This is a genomic window from Vibrio antiquarius (genome assembly GCF_000024825.1).
GTDB lineage: Bacteria > Pseudomonadota > Gammaproteobacteria > Enterobacterales > Vibrionaceae > Vibrio > Vibrio diabolicus.
Genome location: NC_013456.1, coordinates 1,056,068 through 1,077,302 on the forward strand (window position 1 = coordinate 1,056,068; position 21,235 = coordinate 1,077,302).

Below are 21,235 nucleotides of genomic sequence, written 5' to 3' on the forward strand. Positions count from 1 at the left end.
AATGTGAAGACGACATCATTTTTTCTCTTAATTGATAAAATCAATAGCGGAAATCAGCTTCATTCCAGTATCGCTCAGTTCAGCTTTGTAGCAGAGAACTTCCACTCCAGCGTCTTGTGCTTGTTTGAGTAATAGTGAATATTTCGCGTCTATATGGTGCGCCGCGGATACTTTTTCAATACCTGAATGTAAAACAGTGAATAAAAGTATGGCTCTACTTCCATTTTGTGCCATTTCTGTGAGCTCTCTCAGGTGCTTTTGTCCCCGAGTCGTGACCGCATCTGGGAAGTATCCTTGTCCAGTAGAGTCGGTCTCATCAAGAAGAGTGACGCTTTTCACTTCTATATAGCACTTTGGCTTGTTGTCTGCGCTGAGCAAGATATCAATTCGGCTATTTTCATTACCGTATTTCACCTCAGTTTGAAGTGTGTCATAACCACAAAGCTCTGAAATGACATTATTTTCAATAGCCTCAACGGCTAATTGGTTGGCGCGCGCGGTATTGATACAAATGCGGTGGCCTTGTTCGGTTTCACTCAACTCCCAACTATTGGGATATTTTCGTTTCGGGTTGTCGGAAGTGGAAAACCAAACTTTGTTTCCGGGTGTCGCACAACCTGTCATAGCGCCAGTGTTTGCGCAGTGGATAGTACGAACTTCACCGGTATCGAGTTCGATATCGGCAAGAAAGCGTTTATAGCGTTTGAGTAGAGTGGCGGACTCTAAAGCGGGTGTGAAATGCATTTGCTTATTTAGACAAAAATTTTTTTATGTACAATGTTGCCACCATTACACCACAAGGTATTTCCTTTGTCACAATTGCCGATTGAAGCCGTGATGCCTGAGTTGCTGACGGCGGTCAAAAATCAACATCAAGTGATCTTAAAAGCGGCGCCTGGTGCCGGTAAGTCGACTTACTTCCCTTTGCAGTTACTCTTAAATCATTCGGTTGCTGGCAAAATTATTATGCTTGAGCCAAGACGACTCGCGGCGCGTAATATTGCCCGTTATCTTGCTGCTCAATTGGGAGAGCAAGTAGGGCAACGCGTGGGTTATCGAGTTCGTGGCGAGGCAAAGGTAAGTACTGCAACGCAGTTGGAGATCGTGACTGAAGGGATCATGACTAGGATGATTCAAACTGCCCCTGAACTGGATGGTGTTGATCTGCTGATCTTTGATGAGTTTCATGAACGCAGCATTCATGCCGATACCGCTTTGGCATTCAGTTTAGAAGTTCAAGAGGCATTGCGAGACGATCTCAAGCTGGTGGTAATGTCGGCAACGCTTGATCAACAAGCCTTACAGTCGTTGTTGCCGGAAGCCAGTTACATTGAATCAGAAGGACGCAGTTTCGACGTAGAAATGCGTTACCAACCGTTAGGTGTGAATGATCATTTACCTACGAGTATGGCAAAAACAATAGAAAGTCTTATGAACAAAGAGTCCGGCTCTTTGTTGGCTTTCCTACCGGGCGTTGGGGCCATTAAACAAGTCGAAGAACGTTTATCTCATTTGGCGGATGATATTGAAGTGTGTCCGCTTTACGGGCAACTGAGCTTTACTGAGCAACAAAAAGCCATCACGCCGGCAGAACACGGCAAGCGTAAAGTCGTACTCGCGACCAACATCGCAGAAACTTCACTGACGATTGAAGGCATTCGCCTTGTGGTTGATTCTGGGTTAGAGCGTATTGCCCGGTTTGATTTGAAAAACGGTTTAACACGCTTAGAGCAAACACGCATTGCACAGTCTTCAGCGATTCAGCGTGCAGGACGAGCGGGACGAATAGAAGAGGGCATTTGTGTTCGTCTTTATTCTGAAAGCCAGTTCAAGCAGCAACCGCTTGTTCCCCAACCCGAAATTTTGCATTCCGATTTGGCTAGTTTAGTTATGGAGCTTGCCTTTTGGGGAGCGAGTGATATCCACGATCTAAAGTGGCTTGATGTTCCCGCTAATGCGTCATTGGAACAAGCGAAGCAGCTATTGGTGTCATTGGGGCTACTGACGGAAAAAGGTCAATTAACATCCGAAGGAAAACAGGCACATGAACTAGGCGTCGAACCTCGTGCGGCTGCGATGCTAATCAAAGCGCAATCTTACAGTGATAAGATGTTAAATGCTGCTTTGGCGGCGGTCGCACTGATTGAAGAGCCAGAAAGAAACGTCACCAATATCGCTCATAGTTTGCATCGTTGGCTTGTTGGTACTCATCCAAAAAAGTCGATGTTGTTCAAGCGTGCTCAATCTCTGGCGTACAAATTAGATACGGTATTTGACCTGAAAGGCGTGGATGAAGAGGTATTACCGCTGGTGTTAAGTTTGGCATTTCCAGATCGCATTGCGCAGCAGCGCACAAATCAATTTGGGCGATTTACTTTGGCTAATGGTCATGGTGCAGAATGTCGTCAGGAAGACATGCTAGGCGGCTGTGAGTATTTGGTTGCCGTTGACTTAATGCGTTCTCATTCTAACTCCAGTCAAATTCATTCGGCATGTGAATTGGATGTCAATATATTGCGAGCGACCTTTGAAGCGCTATTTTCGTCTGAAGAAGTCGTAGACTGGGATGAAAAAAGAGGGCGTCTAATGGCTGAGCGACAAACAAAACTCGGTCAGCTGGTGGTTGAACGCGAGCCTTTGCCAAGCCCTGGCAAAGAAAAAATGACACAAGCTTTACTCACGTATGTCCGCCGCCAGGGCTTACAGAGTCTAAACTGGACACCGGCAGCGGAGAGCTTGTTGGCTCGGATTCGTTGTGCGGTGGAATGGTTACCCGAGCAATCATGGCCAATGTTTGATGAAGCCAGTTTGTTGGATTCATTAGAAGAGTGGTTAGAGCCGTACATGACGTCCGTCAGTTCGGTTAACGATTTGAGCAAGATAAACTTGGTCGAAGCGCTGAACGCTCGATTAGGATGGCCACTCAATCAACAACTGGATGAATGGTTACCAGAGCATTACCAACTGCCGACAGGTTCAAAGAAGCGTATCCGTTACCAGTATGGCCATGAGCCGAAATTATCGGTGCGTATGCAAGAGGTATTTGGTGAGAGTGGCTCCCCTACGGTAGCGCTTGGTCGCAAGCGTTTAGTGCTTGAACTGCTTTCACCGGCACAACGTCCGCTGCAAGTGACGTCTGACTTGGCGGCTTTCTGGAATGGAAGCTATAAAGACGTCCAAAAAGAGATGAAAGGGCGCTACCCAAAACACGTTTGGCCAGATGATCCTGCCAATCATGTAGCAACTACGAAAACAAAAAGACAATTGAATAATGACTAACAGCAAGAAGCCTAGCGCGAAAAAAGCGCCAGCGAAGAAAAGTACAACCAATAAAGGAACGACAAAACCGACTCGACGCACACCGAGTAAAAAGCCGGCTAACGAGAAACGTTCGTGGCTGAAAGTTTTGTGGTCATTTAGCTGGAAAGCCGGTGTTGCGCTTGCCGCTGTTTTGCTGTTTGTAGGTATTTATTTAGACAGTGTCGTGAAAGAGCGCTTTGAAGGTCAGCTGTTTGAACTGCCAACGGTGGTTTATGCTCGCATCTTGAACTTAAATCCGGGTGAAAATATCACCATTCAAGAACTTCGTAACGAGCTGGATGTACTGAATTACCGTAAGGTAAGTCAGCCTCGCTATCCTGGTGAGTACTCATCTTCTTACACTCGTATTGAGCTGATCCGTCGTCCATTTGAATTTGCCGATGGTCCTGAACCGGATCGTCACGTGATGCTCCATTTTTCAGATTCTGGCTTACAGCGTATTCAGTCTTTAGAGTCCCGAGGTGATCTTGGTTACTTACGCTTAGAGCCTAAGATGTTGGGTATGCTGGAGAAAGATCAAGATGAGCAGCGTCTGTTCTTGCGTCGTGATCAGTTCCCAGAAATTTTAGTTGATGCACTGCTTGCGACCGAAGACCGGGATTTTTATCAACACGATGGGGTGTCTCCACTCGCGATTGCACGAGCAATGGTTGCAAACATTAAAGCGGGTCGTACTGTTCAAGGCGGTAGTACGCTAACTCAGCAGTTGGCGAAAAACCTGTTTTTGACCCGTGATAAGACGCTGTGGCGCAAAGTTAGAGAAGCGTATATTGCGTTAATTTTGGATTACCGTTACAGCAAAGATCGTATTTTGGAAGCCTACCTTAACGAAGTGTATCTAGGGCAAAGTGGTGGTGAAGCGATCCACGGGTTTGGCTTGGCATCGCGTTATTACTTTGGACAACCGATCCAAGAGCTGCGAATCGATCAACTGGCGATGTTAGTTGGGATGGTAAAAGGACCGTCTTACTACAACCCAATTCGTTACCCCGAGCGCACGAAAGAGCGCCGCGATCTTGTATTACGTTTGTTGATGCAGCAAAACATGCTGACTTCAGAGCAGTATGAGCAAGCCGTCAGTCGTTCGCTTGATACGCAGAGCAAACCACGTATCGCGAGCCGTCAGCCCGCTTATTTCCAGCAATTGAGCATTGAATTGAAAGAAAAAGTGGGGGAGCGATTTAAAGCGGAAACCGGGCTGCGCGTGTTTACGTCTCTGGATCCGGTATCGCAAAGCAAAATGGAGCAAGCCATCGCGAAAAAGATCCCGGAGCTAGCTAAACGAGGCGGTAAAGAATTGGAAGCTGCCGCTGTTGCGGTTGATCGTCATAGTGGTGAAATCCGTGCCATGGTTGGCGGTAAACGTGTTGGTTATGAAGGTTTTAACCGCGCGCTCAATGCCAGTCGTCCAATTGGTTCTCTAGTTAAACCAGCGATTTACTTGACGGCTTTAGAACAACCGGAAAAATATAACCTAGGCACGACGCTGCACGACACGCCGCTAAGCCTGAAAAGCAGTAAAGGTAATGTATGGACACCGCGTAACTACGACCGAAAATACCGTGGTGATGTGCCACTCTACATTGCTTTAGCGAAGTCACTCAACGTGCCAACGGTGCGCTTAGGCATGGCGCTTGGTATCCCAGAAGTATCCGATACTTTAGAGCGTTTGGGCGTCAACAAAGACGAAATCCGCCCAGTGCCTTCGATGTTTTTGGGCTCGTTTTCTTTGACGCCGTTTGAAGTCGCGCAGATGTATCAGACACTGACGAACTCAGGCAAACGTGCGAAACTGACCGCTCTGCGTTCAGTGATGGATATGGAAGGTAATGTGCTTTATCAATCCTTGCCTCGTTCATCAAGAGCCGTGGATGAGCAAGCAGCATGGCTAACGACCTACGCGATGAAACAGGGGGTTGCTCAAGGTACAGGCCGCTTCTTACAAAGCCAGTTTGGTTGGGCTGCACTGGCAGGAAAAACGGGTACCAGTAACGATAACCGCGATAGCTGGTTTGTCGGTGTTGATGGCCGTGAAGTGACGACAATTTGGCTAGGTCGCGACGATAACAAACCGGTTCATCTAACGGGATCGAGCGGTGCATTACGAGTGTACGCAGAGTATTTGAAGCAACGCATTCCTGAGCGTTTAGAGCTTCCATGGCCAAGAGAGATCACCACGTTAGGATTTAAGCCGACATCAGATGGTGGTTTAGAAATGAACTGTCGTAGTGATTATAAACTGCCAGTTTGGGATAAAACGGGTCAAATAAAGCAGCAGTGTGAGAAGAAATCAAACTGGCTTAACAGCTTATTTGATTGGTAGCATCGCCAAATCAACAACATTAGCTTGTCTCTCTGGTCAATTCTTAGTACATATTAGGGCGTGTTAGTGCGGTGCTGCTAGCACGCCCTACTTGATAAGAAATTCAACAAAGGAAGAAGTGAATGTTCAAAAAGCTGTTATCAAGCCCGTCGACTCGCCATTTCGCGCTTTGGGTTAGTGCCTTTTTGATCACCACTCCTTCAGTTTCCCTCGCCAACTCTCTAGCAAAAACGGATGACGTGGAGCCTCGTCCAAAGGTGGCAGTTGTGCTCGCCGGTGGCGGAGCAAAAGGCGCTGCGCATATCGGCGTCCTCAAAGCGTTAGAAGAGATGCAGATCCCGGTCGATATCGTAACGGGCACCAGTATGGGCGCTTATGTTGGTGGTCTCTATGCAACGGGGATGAGCGCTGATGAAATTGAAAGTTTTATCTACACCGTCGATTGGAGCAGTGGCTATCGAGATCGTGTCGACCGTAGTCAACGCCGAGTTCGTGATAAAGAGTATGAAGACCGCTATCAAATTAACACTGACCTCGGCTTAAGATTTGGTGAGGTTCGTGCCCCAACGGGTGTGGTGCAAGGCCAGAACATGTTGCGCGTATTGCGCGAGACTACTGGGAATTTGGGACGATTCGATTCTTTTGATGATCTTGCCATTCCTTATCGCTCTGTGGCGACAGATATTCTTGCGCTAGAGGAAGTGGTTCTTGGCAATGGCTACCTCGTGGACGCCATGATGGCTAGCATGTCTGTACCAGGAGCGCTCCCTCCCTATAAGCTCAATGGCCATATGCTTGTCGATGGTGGTGTCGTTAATAATATGCCTGTCGATGTGGCTCGCGCCATGGGGGCAGATGTTGTTATTGCTGTCGATATTAGCACCGACTACAAAACCGAAGATGAATTTACCGGGCTGTTTACTGTCGCGGACCAACTCTCTAACTATCTCGTTCGTCGTAGTACACAACAGCAAGTGGACGAGCTTGAACCACAAGATATTTATATTCGTCCCAATGTAGGCACCATGGAAACGGTCGAGTTCGACAAAATGCCTTGGGCTTTTCAAGCGGGCTACGATATTACCAAGCAGCTTGAAGATAAGCTGCAAGGTCTAAGTTTATCGAACGCAGAATACCAAAAGTACATTGATCACAAGCAAGAGGTACGTAAGACGCTGGTTTACGGTGATAAACGCATTGTTGATGACATTGTGATAGTGAATAACACGCACTACAGTGATGTATTACTTACTAACCGTATTCAATTGAAAACAGGTCGTCGTATTTCAACGGCTGAAATAGAAAAAGCCGTTGAAAATCTCTATGCGCTGGATCGTTTTGAGTTAATCACTTATCACTTTGAAGATGTTGATGGTAAGACATTGTTGGTTTTTGATGTTAACGAAAAGTCGTGGGGGCCGAATTACGTTAACTTTCGATTTTTCCTTGAAGATGACTTCGATACGGATAGCCAATACGGCATCGGTATGTCGACCAATTTTACTAATTTAAACTCGCATGGTGCAGAGTTGGCGTTCAACGTAGAAATGGGCACGGATAAGCTGATAGAAGCTGAGTTGTATTCGCCTGTTTTATCTAGTCAAACGCTTTTTGTTGCTGGCCGTGTTGGATACAGCAGTGAAGATAGAAACTTACCTTTTAGCGAATTTGAAAATCCGGACCTCAGCTCAGTTAACGACTTCTTACCTGTTTCCTATAATGACTTTGCTTCAGAACTGGCGATTGGCATTCAACCTACGTTATGGCAAGAGTTGCGCCTTGGTGCTCGTTACTCTACAGGAGATATTGAGCTGTCTACCTTGGCCTCGGCAGGGCAGCTAGACTTCGAGCGCAAAGGTATATTTGCGAGCTATCGACTCGATACGCTTGATGATTTTGCATTTCCTACTCGCGGACTGCTGGTCGATCTTGAATATTTCGTATCTCATGACAAGAGTCCGGAAGGCATCACTCTGCTCGACACGGAAAAGATGATTGAAGATACTGTGTATGAAATCTCCGCGCGATTCAAAGGTGCGGTCAGTCATCAGCGTCATACTTTAGTCGGACATGCAGAATATAGTTTTGTAGAAAGTAAAAATTCATCGGTTCCACTTGATCCGAGAGAGTTAGGCGGCTTTTTAAACCTATCTGGCATCCCAAGAAATAGCTTGATTGGACAGAACCTGTTTTTTAGTAGCTTGGTGTACCGATACAAATGGTTCGACAACGACTTTGGACTATTTGAAGCGCCAGTCTACCTAGGTGCATCAGTGGAATACGGTGGAGTGTGGTCAGATAATGATCTGAAGCTGAATGAAGCGCCACTTTACAATGCTGGCTCTATTTTCTTTGGTGTTGACTCACCAATCGGGCCAATTATGTTGGCTTATGGTCGTACTGAGCAGGATATGGATGCTGTGTATTTGATCGTAGGAACGTCGTTTAATTAACCGGGTATAAGAAAGCAAAAACTTGGCATATTTGGTCAAAATTAGCAGAACTTTAGTCGTAAGTTGCTATGTTGGTCAAAATGATAAGATTTTAATTTAAGGTTAAATTTGCTATTATTTTGCCCACAGTTTGGCCTCTACGGCGCTGTTTCTCAATCATAATTGAATGAAAACAAGGGCAATGGAGAGCCAAGTTTCCAAGGATGTTCACTCCTTTACTTTAACAATAGTAATAATAGAGGAGGAACCGCAATGAGAGGAAAAAGTCGTGCTTGAAGCCTACCGTAAACACGTCGAAGAGCGTGCTGCTGAAGGAGTTGTTCCTAAACCGCTAGACGCAGAACAAGTTGCTGGACTTGTAGAACTTCTGAAAAATCCCCCGCAAGGTGAAGAAGAGTTCATTCTTGACCTACTTGAAAACCGCATCCCACCAGGTGTAGATGAAGCCGCTTATGTTAAAGCGGGTTTCCTAACAGCAGTAGCAAAAGGTGAAGTTAAATCACCATTAGTGAGTCGTGAAAAAGCGGCTGAACTGCTAGGCACTATGCAAGGTGGTTACAACATCGAGCCGCTAGTTGAGCTACTTGATGACGAAGCACTGGCAGAGATTGCTGTAGAAGCATTGTCTCATACACTTCTGATGTTTGATGCTTTCTATGATGTAGAAGAGAAAGCAAAAGCAGGCAATGCGCATGCACAGAAAGTACTTCAGTCATGGGCTGATGCTGAGTGGTTCCTTTCTAAGCCTAAGCTTGAAGAAAAAGTCACTCTAACTGTATTTAAAGTAACAGGTGAAACGAACACGGATGACCTTTCACCTGCACCTGATGCTTGGTCTCGTCCTGATATCCCAGTGCACGCACTTGCGATGCTGAAGAACGAGCGTGAAGGCATCAATCCTGATCAACCGGGCAATATTGGTCCGATCAAGCAAATTGAAGAATTGAAAGAAAAAGGCCACCAATTGGTTTACGTTGGTGATGTTGTTGGTACTGGTTCTTCACGTAAATCTGCAACCAACTCAGTACTTTGGTTTATGGGAGATGATATCCCTTACGTTCCAAACAAACGTGCTGGTGGTTATGTGCTTGGTGGTAAAATTGCACCTATCTTCTTCAACACAATGGAAGATGCGGGCGCACTACCAATCGAAGTCGACGTGACTAAGCTCAACATGGGCGATGTTATCGATGTTTACCCATATGAAGGTAAAGTTTGTAATCACGAAACAGGTGAAGTTTTAGCTGAGTTCTCGCTGAAAACGGAAGTACTGATTGATGAAGTTCGTGCTGGCGGTCGTATCCCATTGATCATCGGTCGTGGTTTGACAGACAAAGCGCGTCAATCGCTAGGTCTTGAGCCTTCGGATGTATTCCGTAAACCTGGTGAAATTGCAGATTCTGGCAAGGGTTACACGCTTGCACAGAAAATGGTTGGTAAAGCGTGTGGCGTAGAAGGCATTCGCCCTGGTACTTACTGTGAGCCGAAGATGACGACAGTAGGCTCGCAAGATACTACCGGCCCTATGACTCGTGATGAACTTAAAGACTTGGCGTGTTTGGGCTTCTCTGCTGACCTTGTCATGCAGTCTTTCTGTCACACCTCTGCGTACCCAAAACCAGTAGACGTAAACACGCACCACACACTTCCGGACTTTATCATGAACCGCGGTGGCGTATCTCTTCGCCCGGGTGACGGTATTATCCACTCATGGCTAAACCGTATGCTACTACCGGATACAGTTGGTACTGGTGGTGACTCACATACTCGTTTCCCGCTAGGTATTTCATTCCCAGCAGGTTCGGGTTTGGTTGCCTTTGCTGCTGCGACAGGCGTTATGCCACTAGATATGCCTGAGTCAATCTTGGTTCGCTTTAAAGGTGAAATGCAACCGGGTATCACACTACGTGACCTTGTTCATGCCATCCCTTACTACGCGATTCAGCAAGGTCTACTAACGGTAGAAAAAGCGGGCAAGATCAACGAATTCTCTGGCCGTATCCTTGAGATTGAAGGCCTAGAAACGCTAACAGTTGAGCAAGCATTTGAGCTTTCTGATGCTTCTGCTGAGCGTTCTGCGGCAGGTTGTACTGTGAAACTGTCGCAAGAGTCGATCGAAGAGTACCTAAACTCTAACATTGTAATGCTGAAGTGGATGATCTCTGAAGGTTACGGTGACCGCCGTACTATCGAACGTCGTATTACAGCGATGGAAGAGTGGCTGGCAAATCCTGAGCTAATGCAAGCGGATAAAGATGCTGAATACGCACATGTGATTGAAATCGATATGGCTGAAATCAATGAGCCAGTACTATGTGCACCGAATGATCCGGATGATGCTCGCTTGTTGTCTGAAGTACAAGGCACAGCGATTGATGAAGTGTTCATCGGTTCTTGTATGACGAACATCGGTCACTTCCGCGCTGCTGGTAAGCTGCTAGATAAGTTCAATGGACAGCTTGCAACTCGTCTATGGATCGCTCCGCCAACGAAGATGGACAAGGATCAGCTAACGGAAGAGGGTTATTACGGTATCTTTGGCCGTGCTGGGGTTCGAATCGAAACACCAGGATGTTCACTGTGTATGGGTAACCAAGCGCGTGTTGCAGACAAATCAACAGTGATGTCTACCTCAACGCGTAACTTCCCGAACCGTCTAGGTACTGGTGCGAATGTTTACCTGTCGTCTGCGGAACTAGCTGCCGTAGGTGCAATCCTTGGTAAGATTCCAACTAAAGAAGAGTACTTGGAGTATGCGAAGCAAATTGATGCAACCGCTACAGATACTTACCGCTACTTGAACTTCCATAAAATGGATCAGTACACCAAGAAAGCGGATGAAGTGATCTTCCAAGAGCCTGCATAAGTTTAACTGCACAATTAAAAAGCACCTCAAACGAGGTGCTTTTTTTATGAGCGCAATTCGCTATACTCCGCACCAAATTGATACGAAAAGGCAATCTCGATGGAATTTGAATTCATCCGTAACACGTTGATGGGCGAGTACTACGTAAAGTGCAGCATGGGGCATGAGATTGTTGGGCGCTGGCTACAAGAAGAAATTGGCAAAGACCCTATGAAGATTGCTCAGGTTGAAAAGCTAATTGAGCAGTCATTTTCAGCGCCTTCTCAAGAGCATAACCTAACAGGTACAGAAATTAGCTTGATGATTCAGGGCGATGAAGTCCTAGTGCAAGAAAACGCATTGGCCCATGACCATGATGTTGAGATGGAAAGTGAATTCGATTTCTACAATGCAGAAAGTACAGCAAGCTGTGGAATAGAGGACTTCATGATTCTTATCGAGCGATGGAAAGACTTTTTGAACATTTAGTGCACAGTTTTGGGTAACTTTCCTTCTGTTGCTTTAAATTTGTGAAAAGGGCGCACCGATATGGTGCGCCCTTTTTGTTTATAGATATGTAAATTGACGTTAGTTTTTATTATTCAATGACTTAAAAACTTGGCACGTAGATTGGATTATTAGAAGTGTTTCAGGATGAAAGCTTCGGAGAGAATTGAATGAAAATAATCAATGCCATTATTAAGCCGTTTAAATTAGACGATGTGCGAGAAGCATTGGCTAACGTCGGTATCGAAGGGATGACGGTATCAGAAGTTAAAGGGTTTGGTCGTCAAAAAGGCCACACGGAACTGTATCGCGGCGCTGAGTATCAGGTCGATTTCCTACCAAAAGTGAAAATTGAAATCGCTACTCACGCGGATAATGTTGAGCGAGTGGTTGAAGCGATTACAAAAGCTGCGCAAACAGGAAAGATTGGTGACGGTAAAATTTTTGTCTACGACCTGAACCAAGCGGTGCGTATCCGAACGGGCGAAATGGACGCAGAAGCACTTTAAGAATTCAAGGGATTGGAGAAACTTATTATGGAATTAACAACAACAGTAACCGAGTTACGTTACGCACTTGACACCTTTTTCTTCCTCATTTCCGGTGCGTTGGTAATGTGGATGGCAGCTGGTTTTGCGATGCTAGAGGCTGGTCTTGTGCGCTCTAAGAACACAACAGAAATTCTTACGAAGAACATCTGTTTGTACGCAATTGCATGTACGATGTTTCTGATCGTTGGTTACAACATCATGTATGTCGACAACGGAGAAGGAGGCTGGTTACCTTCATTTGGTGCGTTGATTGGTACCCAAGGAGAAGGGGCTGATCACTCTCTAGAATCTGACTTCTTCTTCCAAGTCGTCTTCGTTGCAACGGCAATGTCCGTCGTTTCTGGTGCGGTGGCTGAACGTATGAAGCTTTGGTCTTTCTTGGTTTTCTCTGCAATTTTGACCGCATTTATCTACCCAATGGAAGGTTATTGGACATGGGGCGGTGGCTTCCTAGCAGAAGCTGGATTTAGCGACTTTGCAGGTTCAGGTATCGTACATATGGCTGGTGCTTCTGCAGCTCTTGCTGGTGTATTGCTTCTTGGTGCTCGCAAAGGTAAATATGGCAAAAACGGTGAAATCTACCCGATTCCAGGTTCAAACATGCCTTTGGCAACACTAGGTACTTTCATCCTTTGGTTTGGTTGGTTTGGGTTTAACGGTGGTTCTCAGTTGATGGTTTCAGATTTTGAGAACGCAACAGCGGTAGGTCAGATCTTCCTAAACACCAACGCAGCTGCTGCTGCAGGTGCTATTGCGGCGCTATTTGTATGTAAAACAACTTGGGGCAAAGCGGACTTAACGATGATTCTCAATGGTGCGCTAGCTGGCTTGGTTGCCATCACTGCAGATCCTCTATCACCATCGCCATTATATGCGGTTGCTATCGGTGCAGTATCTGGCGTGCTAGTCGTATTCAGCATCATTGGCCTAGATAAACTGAAAATTGATGACCCAGTCGGTGCGATTTCAGTACACGGTGTTTGTGGCTTCTTTGGTTTGATGGTTGTGCCACTAAGTAACGGCGATGCTACATTCGGTGCACAGCTTTTAGGTGCTGTCGTTATCTTTGCTTGGGTATTTGGTGCTAGCCTAGTGGTGTGGGCTATCTTGAAAGCAACCGTTGGAATTCGCGTCACGGAAGATGAAGAAATGGAAGGTATGGACATGCATGATTGTGGTGTCGGTGCGTACCCAGAATTTGTCACTGTGAAGTAATCAATAGCCTGTAATAAATAGTTACACTCTCAACCTATAAAAACCTGCTCCGATGAGCAGGTTTTTTAATATTTGTCATTGTCTTCTTATTGAACATACATATAATAACGCAACTGATAAACGTTATCATTAGCATGGTAAAGGATTAAACAATGAAAAAACTGCTAACTCTTTCAGCATTAACTTGCGCAACCTTAGCTCCAACAGCAATGGCTGCTGAAGAAGTGAACGTCTACTCTTACCGTCAACCTTTCCTAGTTGAACCTATGTTCAACGAGTTCACTAAAGAAACTGGCATCAAAGTAAACGTAAAATTTGCTAAAAAAGGCTTAGCAGAAAAGCTAGCTCAAGAAGGCGAGTACAGCCCAGCTGACGTTATCCTTACGACAGACATCAGTCGTCTAGCTGAACTGACAAACAAAGGTTTAGTTCAGAAAGTAGATAGCAAAATCATTGAAGAAAACGTACCTGCTCAATACCAAGATAAAGAGAATGAGTGGTTTGCTCTAACTCTACGTTCACGTAGTGTTTACTCTTCACGTGATCGCGTAGGTAAACTAGGCGCAGATTTCAACTATGCAGATCTAGCTAAGCCAGAGTTCAAAGGTAAAATCTGTACTCGTAGCGGTAAGCACCCGTACAACGTTTCTCTAGTTTCAGCAATGATTGCTCACAATGGCGAAGCAGACACCAAAGAGTGGTTGGAAGGCGTGAAAGCAAACCTTGCTCGCAAACCACAAGGTAACGATCGTGCACAAGTTAAAGCGATCAAAGAAGGTCTATGTGATGTTTCTCTAGGTAACAGCTACTACCTAGGTAAAATGGTTAATGACAAAGAGCAAAAAGCTTGGGCAGATGCAGTTTACATCAACTTCCCTAACCAAGAGACTACAGGTACTCACGTAAACATCTCTGGTATGGCGATGGCGAAGTACTCTCCAAACAAAGACAATGCTGTGAAGCTAATGGAATTCCTAACGGGTGACAAAGCGCAGCAGATGTACGCAGAAGTTAACTACGAGTACCCTGTTAAAGAAGGCGTGAAGCGTTCTGAACTTGTGGAATCTTGGGGTGACTTTAAAGCAGACAAGCTTTCTCTAGACGATATTGCAGCCAACCACGAAGCGGCAATTAAGCTATTAGACGAAGTGAAATTTGACCTTTAATTCCTTGTGGGGGTATAACAGTACCCCCATTTGATTAAAGGATATGAGATGTATTTGCAACAGCATTTGTATTTCATACAGCCTTGCAGTAATTAGGCGATGAAAGATAAACACTCTTTATGGAAAACCAGTAGTGGGGTAATAACTCTGTTACTGGTTTTGCCGATCTTAGCGATCTTCTACACCGCAATTGGTGAAACGGATGATTTGTTTGCCCATTTAATGGCGACAGTCATGCCGACTTATATTTTTAACACGGTTGCGCTCACTATTGGCGTAATGGTGTTGTCCTTAATTCTTGGTATACCAAGCGCTTGGATAATGGCCATGTGTAAACTGCCGACCGAAAAATGGTTGCAGTGGGCATTGGTGCTACCTCTTGCGATGCCAGGTTATATCATTGGTTATATTTTTACTGATTGGTTTGATTTTGCAGGACCGATTCAGATCTTTTTGCGTGATGTAACCGGATGGGGACCTGGCGAGTATTGGTTCCCTGATATTCGCACCTTGCCTGGCGCGACCTTTGTGTTGGCTTTAGTGCTGTACCCTTATGTGTATTTGCTGTGTCGAGCTGCATTTATGGAGCAAAATGTCTCTTTGTTGCAAAGCGCGCGTTTGCTCAAATGCTCTCCATGGGAAAGCTTTTGGCGCATCTCGATGCCATTAGTGCGACCTTCTATCGCTGTGGGTTTGTCGCTGGTCGCAATGGAGACTATCGGTGACTTTGGTACTGTAAGTTACTTCGCTGTGAATACGTTAACCACAGCGGTCTACGATACTTGGTTGGGGTACTCTAATCTTAATGCTGCAGCCAAGATTTCTGCCATGATGCTCGTCATTGTAGTACTGCTTCTCAGTGCCGAACGCTACAGTCGTCGTAAACAAAAGCTTTTTCAAAGCCAATTTAACAGTCACGAAGATTTTCGTTATGAGTTGACGGGCTGGAAAAAGTGGACCGCGCTGGTTTGGTGTTGGGGCTTGGTTTCGGTCGCGTTTATTTTGCCATTACTACAGCTGATTGATTATGCGATAACTTACTTTGCGCAGAGTTGGACCCCCGAGTTTCGTGAATACGCATGGAATAGTTTGGTCGTGTCGGTTATTGCCGCCATTATTGGTGTTGCTGTAGCACTGATCGTTAACTTTACCCATCGCGTCAATGGCAAGCGCGAAAGCTTGGCATTTATGCGTCTTTCTTCGATGGGGTATGCAGTGCCAGGAACCGTATTAGCGATTGGTGTGATGGTCGCAGTACTGTTTATGGATCACCGCGTCAACGACCTTGCTAAAGCCATGGAGTGGGGCAGACCGGGACTTATTTTTTCTGGCTCCATGTTCGCCCTGGTTTTTGCCATGGTTGTGCGCTTTTCAGCGGTGGCGATTGGTAGTATCGAAAGTAACTTAAATAAAATTTCGCCTTCGTTAGATATGGCGTCTCGCACCATGGGTTGTAAGCCTAATGCCATGCTGTGGCGTGTGCACTTTCCGCTGGTTAAACGTGGTGCACTGATTGCGGCTCTGTTAGTGTTTATCGAGTCGATGAAAGAGCTCAATGCGGCCCTATTACTTCGTCCGTTTAACTTTGAAACACTAGCCACATACGTTTATAACTTCGCCTCGGATGAGCATTTGGAATTGGCCGCTTTGCCTGCGGTTTTGTTGGTTCTTGTTGGGTTGATCCCGCTTGTTGTTGTTAACCGTTCACTGGAGCAAAATCACTGATGAGCTGCGCATTATCAATTAAAAACCTAACCTGCCAATATGATGATCAAACCGTACTGGAATCATTGTCTCTTGAGGTGGAACAAGGGCAAATTGTCTGTTTACTAGGTGCAAGTGGTTGCGGAAAAACAACACTATTAAAAGCCGTTGCGGGATTATTGCCGTTAACGTCAGGCGAAATGAGCTTAAATTGCGTCACGATTGATGATGGGGAGAACTGGTTGCCACCAGAACAGCGTAATATCGGGATGATTTTCCAAGATTATGCGCTTTTTCCTCACCTGACGGTGGAGCAAAATATTGCCTTTGGCTTAAAGCATTACTCGACAAAAGAGAAAAATGGCAAAGTCCAAGAGATGCTCGAGCTCGTGCATTTGCAAGGCTATGGCGATCGTTATCCTCATCAATTGTCTGGTGGACAGCAGCAGCGTGTTGCGATTGCTCGCTCATTAGCTTACAGCCCAGACTTATTGTTGTTGGATGAGCCGTTCTCCAATATTGATACGCAAGTTCGCCATGAGTTGATAAGTGAGATCCGTAAGATTTTTAAGGCGCAAGGCGTGACTGCCATTTTTGTTACGCATAGCCGTGAAGAGGCTTTTGCCTTCGCGGATAAAATGGCAGTGATGAACAATGGTGTTATCGAGCAGTATGGCACGGCATCTGAGCTTTACTACCAGCCTTCAAGTAAGTTTGTTGCGGATTTCTTAGGTGGTGGTAGCTATCTGGCCGCTAAACGAGTTTCGGATTCAGAATATGAAACCCACTTGGGTGTGGTTGAAGCCACAGCCCAACAAGAGATCCCAGTGCAGTCTGAATGCTCTTTGTTGCTAAGGCCGCAACATGTGCAAATTCAATCTGATGAAGAGAGCTCAGTAACGGTGCTGGAGCAGCACTTTATGGGCGACCATTGCCGTTACGTGATTGATGCGAATGGCGACCGTTTGTTGGCTACAGCATCGCAGGCATTAAATATTGGTGAGTCTGTTGCTGTGAAAATTGAAACGCAGGGCGTGCTGGCATTCGCATAACGTTACTGGGTACCTTTACTATTCTCTTATGCCTGCCTACACACAATAAAAAAGCCCGGCAGTGATGCCGGGCAAGTATTCTTCCCCTTAGCGACAGCTTGAATTACATGACAAGCGTAGCCGAAGTGCTCGAAGCGGGCACAAGGTCAGTTATAGAGACAAGAACTCTTTAAACTGTTGAAGAACACGTTCCGCAGTGTCCTTATCTTGCATTTCTGCAAAAATACGTAGTAATGGCTCAGTACCAGAAAAGCGCGCGATGATCCAACCGCCGTTCTTGAAGTAGACTTTCGCGCCATCTTCGTAGCTGACTTTTTCAATATCGAACTCAAACTCAGGCAGTTGTTTTTCAACATATATCTTGTTGAATAGGACTTCTTTTTGCGCTGGTTTGAATTTGCAATCACCTTCTGCCATGTACGCGTAGCCGTACTTGCCATAGATTTCATCCAGTAGCTCAGACAGCTTTTTGCCCGTTACCGAGATCATTTCAACCAGTAAGCTTGATGCGAACACACCATCTTTACCTTTGATATGACCGCGAATAGTTAAACCACCAGAGCTTTCTCCCCCAATCAGTGAGTCATCTGCTTCCATTTGCGAGCTGATGTGTTTGAAGCCCACTGGAACCTCAAAACATTTCTCACCGTGATCTTCGGCGATTTTGTCTAATAGGTGTGTTGTCGCGATGTTACGTACGACTGAGCCTTTCCAACCTTTGTATTTCAATAGGTAGTAATACAGAAGAATCAGCACTTCATTTGGATGAATGAAGTTGCCTTTCTCATCGATGATACCAAGACGGTCTGCATCGCCGTCAGTCCCAATACCGATGTCGTAGCCTTCTTGCTCGACAAGGTGCATCAAGCGGTACAGGGTCGCAGCACTTGGAGAAGGCATTAAACCGCCGAAGTCTGGGTTTTTTCCGTCGTTGATCACGTCTACTTCACAGCGGCCGTTGATTAGGACGGTTTGTAGTGCGTTTTTCGCGACACCAAACATCGGGTCAATCAGCACACGAAGGTTGGCTTTTTTGATTGCTTCAATGTCGATAAAGTCGATGATTGAATCAACAAACTCGTTCATCGGGTTGATGATTTCAATCAACTTGTCTTCAACCGCTTGATCAAAATCGACACTTTTCACATCTTGTGCGGTAAGTGTAGAAATTTGAGTTTCAATTTTCTCGGTAATGATTTCATCTGCATCACGACCACTTTCAATGAAGACTTTGATGCCATTGTAATCGGCAGGGTTATGCGATGCGGTGATGCACGCTGAGTATGCACAGCCCATCTCTTTTGCTTTGAACATCACGATTGGCGTTGGAACAAACTTATCGATAAAGCTAACTACAATGCCATTTGCCGCTAAAACTTCGGCAAACCAACGGCCCGCTTTATCAGACAGAAAACGTCGGTCATAGCCAATGATAAAGCCACGATCTGCCACTGATTCTCTGTTAGTGATGTTTGCTACTGCCTGAGCAACCAAACGAACATTATCTTTAGTGAATTCTTCACCGATGAATGCGCGCCAACCGCCTGTACCAAATTTGATCATGATTCGAACCTCAATAAGGGCGGCAATACACCGCGCCTTAAAATTTTGCTAGCGAACCCAATGCACAAGCTAAAGAGCAAAAGTGCATTGGGGCATTTTTCAGCGATTAACCTAGTGTTACGATCACTTCGTTCACGGAGCCTTCCGCTTGAACTGGTACTGATGCGCCAGTGATAGCTTCGCCGTTCAGAGTGATAGATTTCACGCCTTTGCTGACTGAATCAGGGTTAACAACTTTGATGTTGTAAGTCGCGCCTAGCCACTGACGAGTGACTTCAAATCCAGGCCAGTTAGTTGGAATACATGGATCGATAGTTAGACCATCAAAACCTGTGCGCACACCAAGGATAAAGTTGGTCACTGCGAAGTAAGCCCAACCAGATGTGCCAGTTAGCCATGGGTGGTTTGCACGACCGTGATCTTGGTGGTCTCGACCCATAATGAACTGCACGTAGGAGTACGGTTCTGCGATACGTTTTTCGATGATGTCGTTTTGGTTGTATGGGTTGAGTGCATCGTAGAACTTCATCGCACGGTCACCGCGCCCCAATTTTGCTTCAGCAACCCAAGCCCATGGGTTTGGATGTGAGAAGATCGCACCGTTTTCTTTTACGCCTTGGTAAACGCGCGTTACAAAGCCGATATCATCATTTGGTGTTGCGAATGATGGTGAGTTCAGATGTAGGCCGTATTCAGAGAATAGATTCTCGTCGACTGCGTCCATTGCCTTTTCACCGCGCTCTTGAGATACCGCACCAGACAGCACCGCAAGAGTGTTTGACTCAAGGTGCACACGACCTTCTTTTTGTTGCGCTGTACCAATCTTGTCGCCGTTTTTCGTTAGACCACGAATGTACCAGCCGCCTTCTTCGTCCCAAAGGTGTGTTTCACACGCTTCGCGAACGTTTGCCGCCATCTCGGTGTATTTCTCAACGTCAGCTTCTTTGCCTAGGTATTTTGCAAGGTCGATGAACTCTTGTAGCGCCCAGAAGTGTAGGAAAGACACCATTGAAGACTCGCCGCCACCTAGGTTTAGACAGTCGTTCCAGTCGGCACGTAGACCTTTACAGATGCCCGTTTGACCCACGTATTCAGCTGAGAAGTCTAGCGCAGCTTTCATGTGGTCATACACGGTTGCATCACCGCCATCCGCGTAAGGAATCACTTCGTCGAAGAAGCTGTGCTCACCGGTTTCCATCACGTATTTACAGATGGTTGGTACTAGCCATAGGTGATCATCAGAGCAAGTGTCTTCAATACCGTGGATCTTATCTTCATCGGACGGAGTAGGAACAACCGTTGGAGACTTAGATGGTTTAACATCTGCTTTTTCAGGATCGAACCAATCAGGATCGAATAGGTGTAGGCCATAACCCGCTTTTACTTGACCACGCAGTAGATCAACGATGCGCTTACGAGTCATTTTCGGGTTCGCGTGAGGAACGGAAATTGCGTCTTGCGCCGTATCGCGGTAACCAAGACCAGTACGACCACCCACTTCGATGAACGAAGCAAAGCGAGACCAAACCACACATGTTTCTGCTTGGTATAGCGTCCAAGCATTGATCATGGTGTCTAGGCCTTCGTTTGGCGATTTCACTTGGAACTTGCCACAACGCTCATCCCAGTGTGCTTTGATGCCAGCAAATGCATTGTCGACTTCTGCAAGGTCTTGGTACTTAGCACGTAGACGCTCACCGTTGCCTTTACCGATACCTAGAATGTAAGCAAAGCGAACTTCTTCTCCTGGTTGGATAGTAAATTGCTTGTGCAGAGAGCCACAGTGGTTGTAACACGTTTGTGCGGTGTTAAAACACTTACCTTGTTCTACTGCTAGTGGGTTTGCTTCGTCGCGGTATAGACCTAGGAAGCTATCACGTTGACCGTCGTATGAATCTGGATCAAACGTTGACGCTAGGTAGTAGAAGCCTTCGAAATCGTTAGTGTTGTAGTACAGGTCGTATTCAATCACGCCTTCGTTGTATGACGTACCAGCAGAGTAGAGAGACATCTGGTGGTTTTGGTTATCAGATTGAATGTGGCTGAACGAGAACTCAACAAATGAGAATACGCTGATCGTACGCGGTTTGTCTGAGGTGTTCTTGATTACTACATCCCAAATTTCTGCATCTTCGCCTTTTGGTACAAAGAGCGTTTTGGTTGCGCTAATGCCGCTGTATTCACACTTGAATTTAGAGTACGACAAACCATGACGAACTTCGTAGTTCGCTTCGTCTAGGCTTTTGGTAACTGGTTGCCAAGAGATTGACCAGTAATCTCCCGTCTCATCATCACGTAGGTAAACGTAGTGTCCTGGGCGATCGAATGTCGCATTTGGACGGAACTTAGTAACACGGTTGTATTCTGGAGAGTTGTAGAACGAATAGCCACCTGCGTTATGCGAGATAACGGTACAGAATTTTTCTGTACCTAGGTAGTTGGTCCAAGGAGCAGGTACATCAGGGCGAGTAATGACGTATTCACGATTCTCGTTATCGAAATAGCCGTATTTCATTTGTGTCTTTCCTTTTTACA

Annotated in this window: 13 protein-coding genes; 10 read left to right on the forward strand and 3 right to left on the reverse strand. The window is 45.9% G+C overall.

The window, feature by feature from the left end:
* Positions 1 to 27 precede the first annotated feature (27 nt).
* Positions 28 to 744 carry a DNA/RNA nuclease SfsA gene (sfsA, locus tag VEA_RS05120; RefSeq protein WP_006743318.1) on the reverse strand — a complete coding sequence of 239 codons (717 nt, stop codon included), beginning with the start codon at positions 742 to 744 and terminating at the stop codon, positions 28 to 30.
* A gap of 66 nt (positions 745 to 810) precedes the next feature.
* On the opposite strand from sfsA, the gene hrpB reads away from it, so the two are divergent.
* The 10 genes from hrpB to VEA_RS05170 all read left to right on the forward strand — a co-directional run bounded on the left by hrpB (position 811) and on the right by VEA_RS05170 (position 17,137).
* The gene (hrpB, locus tag VEA_RS05125; protein WP_012841426.1) at positions 811 to 3,279 is read left to right on the forward strand and encodes an ATP-dependent helicase HrpB; all 2,469 of its coding nucleotides are present in this window, start codon (positions 811 to 813) and stop codon (positions 3,277 to 3,279) included.
* Complete coding sequence (gene mrcB / locus VEA_RS05130; RefSeq protein ID WP_006743316.1) at positions 3,272 to 5,644, forward strand: penicillin-binding protein 1B; 2,373 nt, start codon at positions 3,272 to 3,274, stop codon at positions 5,642 to 5,644. The genes hrpB and mrcB overlap by 8 nt, the downstream gene beginning before the upstream one ends.
* Before the next feature lie 122 nt (positions 5,645 to 5,766).
* Positions 5,767 to 8,097 (forward strand): patatin-like phospholipase family protein, encoded by a 2,331-nt coding sequence (locus VEA_RS05135; protein WP_006743315.1) that lies wholly within the window; start codon positions 5,767 to 5,769, stop codon positions 8,095 to 8,097.
* Between the two features lie 268 nt (positions 8,098 to 8,365).
* On the forward strand, positions 8,366 to 10,963 hold the full coding sequence (gene acnB / locus VEA_RS05140) for a bifunctional aconitate hydratase 2/2-methylisocitrate dehydratase (RefSeq protein WP_012841427.1): 2,598 nt from the start codon (positions 8,366 to 8,368) through the stop codon (positions 10,961 to 10,963).
* Between the two features lie 99 nt (positions 10,964 to 11,062).
* A complete protein-coding gene (locus VEA_RS05145; RefSeq protein ID WP_012841428.1) occupies positions 11,063 to 11,431 on the forward strand; it encodes a YacL family protein in 369 nt (122 codons plus the stop codon).
* 188 nt (positions 11,432 to 11,619) lie between these two features.
* Positions 11,620 to 11,958, forward strand: a complete 339-nt coding sequence (locus VEA_RS05150) for a P-II family nitrogen regulator (protein WP_005396729.1) — start codon at positions 11,620 to 11,622, stop codon at positions 11,956 to 11,958.
* A 27-nt stretch (positions 11,959 to 11,985) separates the two neighbouring features.
* Positions 11,986 to 13,215 carry an ammonium transporter gene (locus tag VEA_RS05155; protein WP_041852889.1) on the forward strand — a complete coding sequence of 410 codons (1,230 nt, stop codon included), beginning with the start codon at positions 11,986 to 11,988 and terminating at the stop codon, positions 13,213 to 13,215.
* 152 nt (positions 13,216 to 13,367) lie between these two features.
* Positions 13,368 to 14,381 (forward strand): Fe(3+) ABC transporter substrate-binding protein, encoded by a 1,014-nt coding sequence (locus VEA_RS05160; RefSeq protein ID WP_012841430.1) that lies wholly within the window; start codon positions 13,368 to 13,370, stop codon positions 14,379 to 14,381.
* Positions 14,382 to 14,480: 99 nt separating this feature from the next.
* Positions 14,481 to 16,106, forward strand: coding sequence for an ABC transporter permease (locus VEA_RS05165; RefSeq protein ID WP_005396731.1), 1,626 nt, complete (start codon positions 14,481 to 14,483; stop codon positions 16,104 to 16,106).
* Positions 16,106 to 17,137 carry an ABC transporter ATP-binding protein gene (locus tag VEA_RS05170; protein WP_005396732.1) on the forward strand — a complete coding sequence of 344 codons (1,032 nt, stop codon included), beginning with the start codon at positions 16,106 to 16,108 and terminating at the stop codon, positions 17,135 to 17,137. The genes VEA_RS05165 and VEA_RS05170 overlap by 1 nt, the downstream gene beginning before the upstream one ends.
* A gap of 150 nt (positions 17,138 to 17,287) precedes the next feature.
* On the opposite strand, the gene VEA_RS05175 is transcribed toward VEA_RS05170, so the two are convergent.
* Positions 17,288 to 18,700 carry a phosphoglucomutase/phosphomannomutase family protein gene (locus tag VEA_RS05175; RefSeq protein WP_012841431.1) on the reverse strand — a complete coding sequence of 471 codons (1,413 nt, stop codon included), beginning with the start codon at positions 18,698 to 18,700 and terminating at the stop codon, positions 17,288 to 17,290.
* 106 nt (positions 18,701 to 18,806) lie between these two features.
* Complete coding sequence (locus VEA_RS05180) at positions 18,807 to 21,215, reverse strand: glycoside hydrolase family 94 protein (protein ID WP_012841432.1); 2,409 nt, start codon at positions 21,213 to 21,215, stop codon at positions 18,807 to 18,809.
* Positions 21,216 to 21,235: the final 20 nt, after the last annotated feature.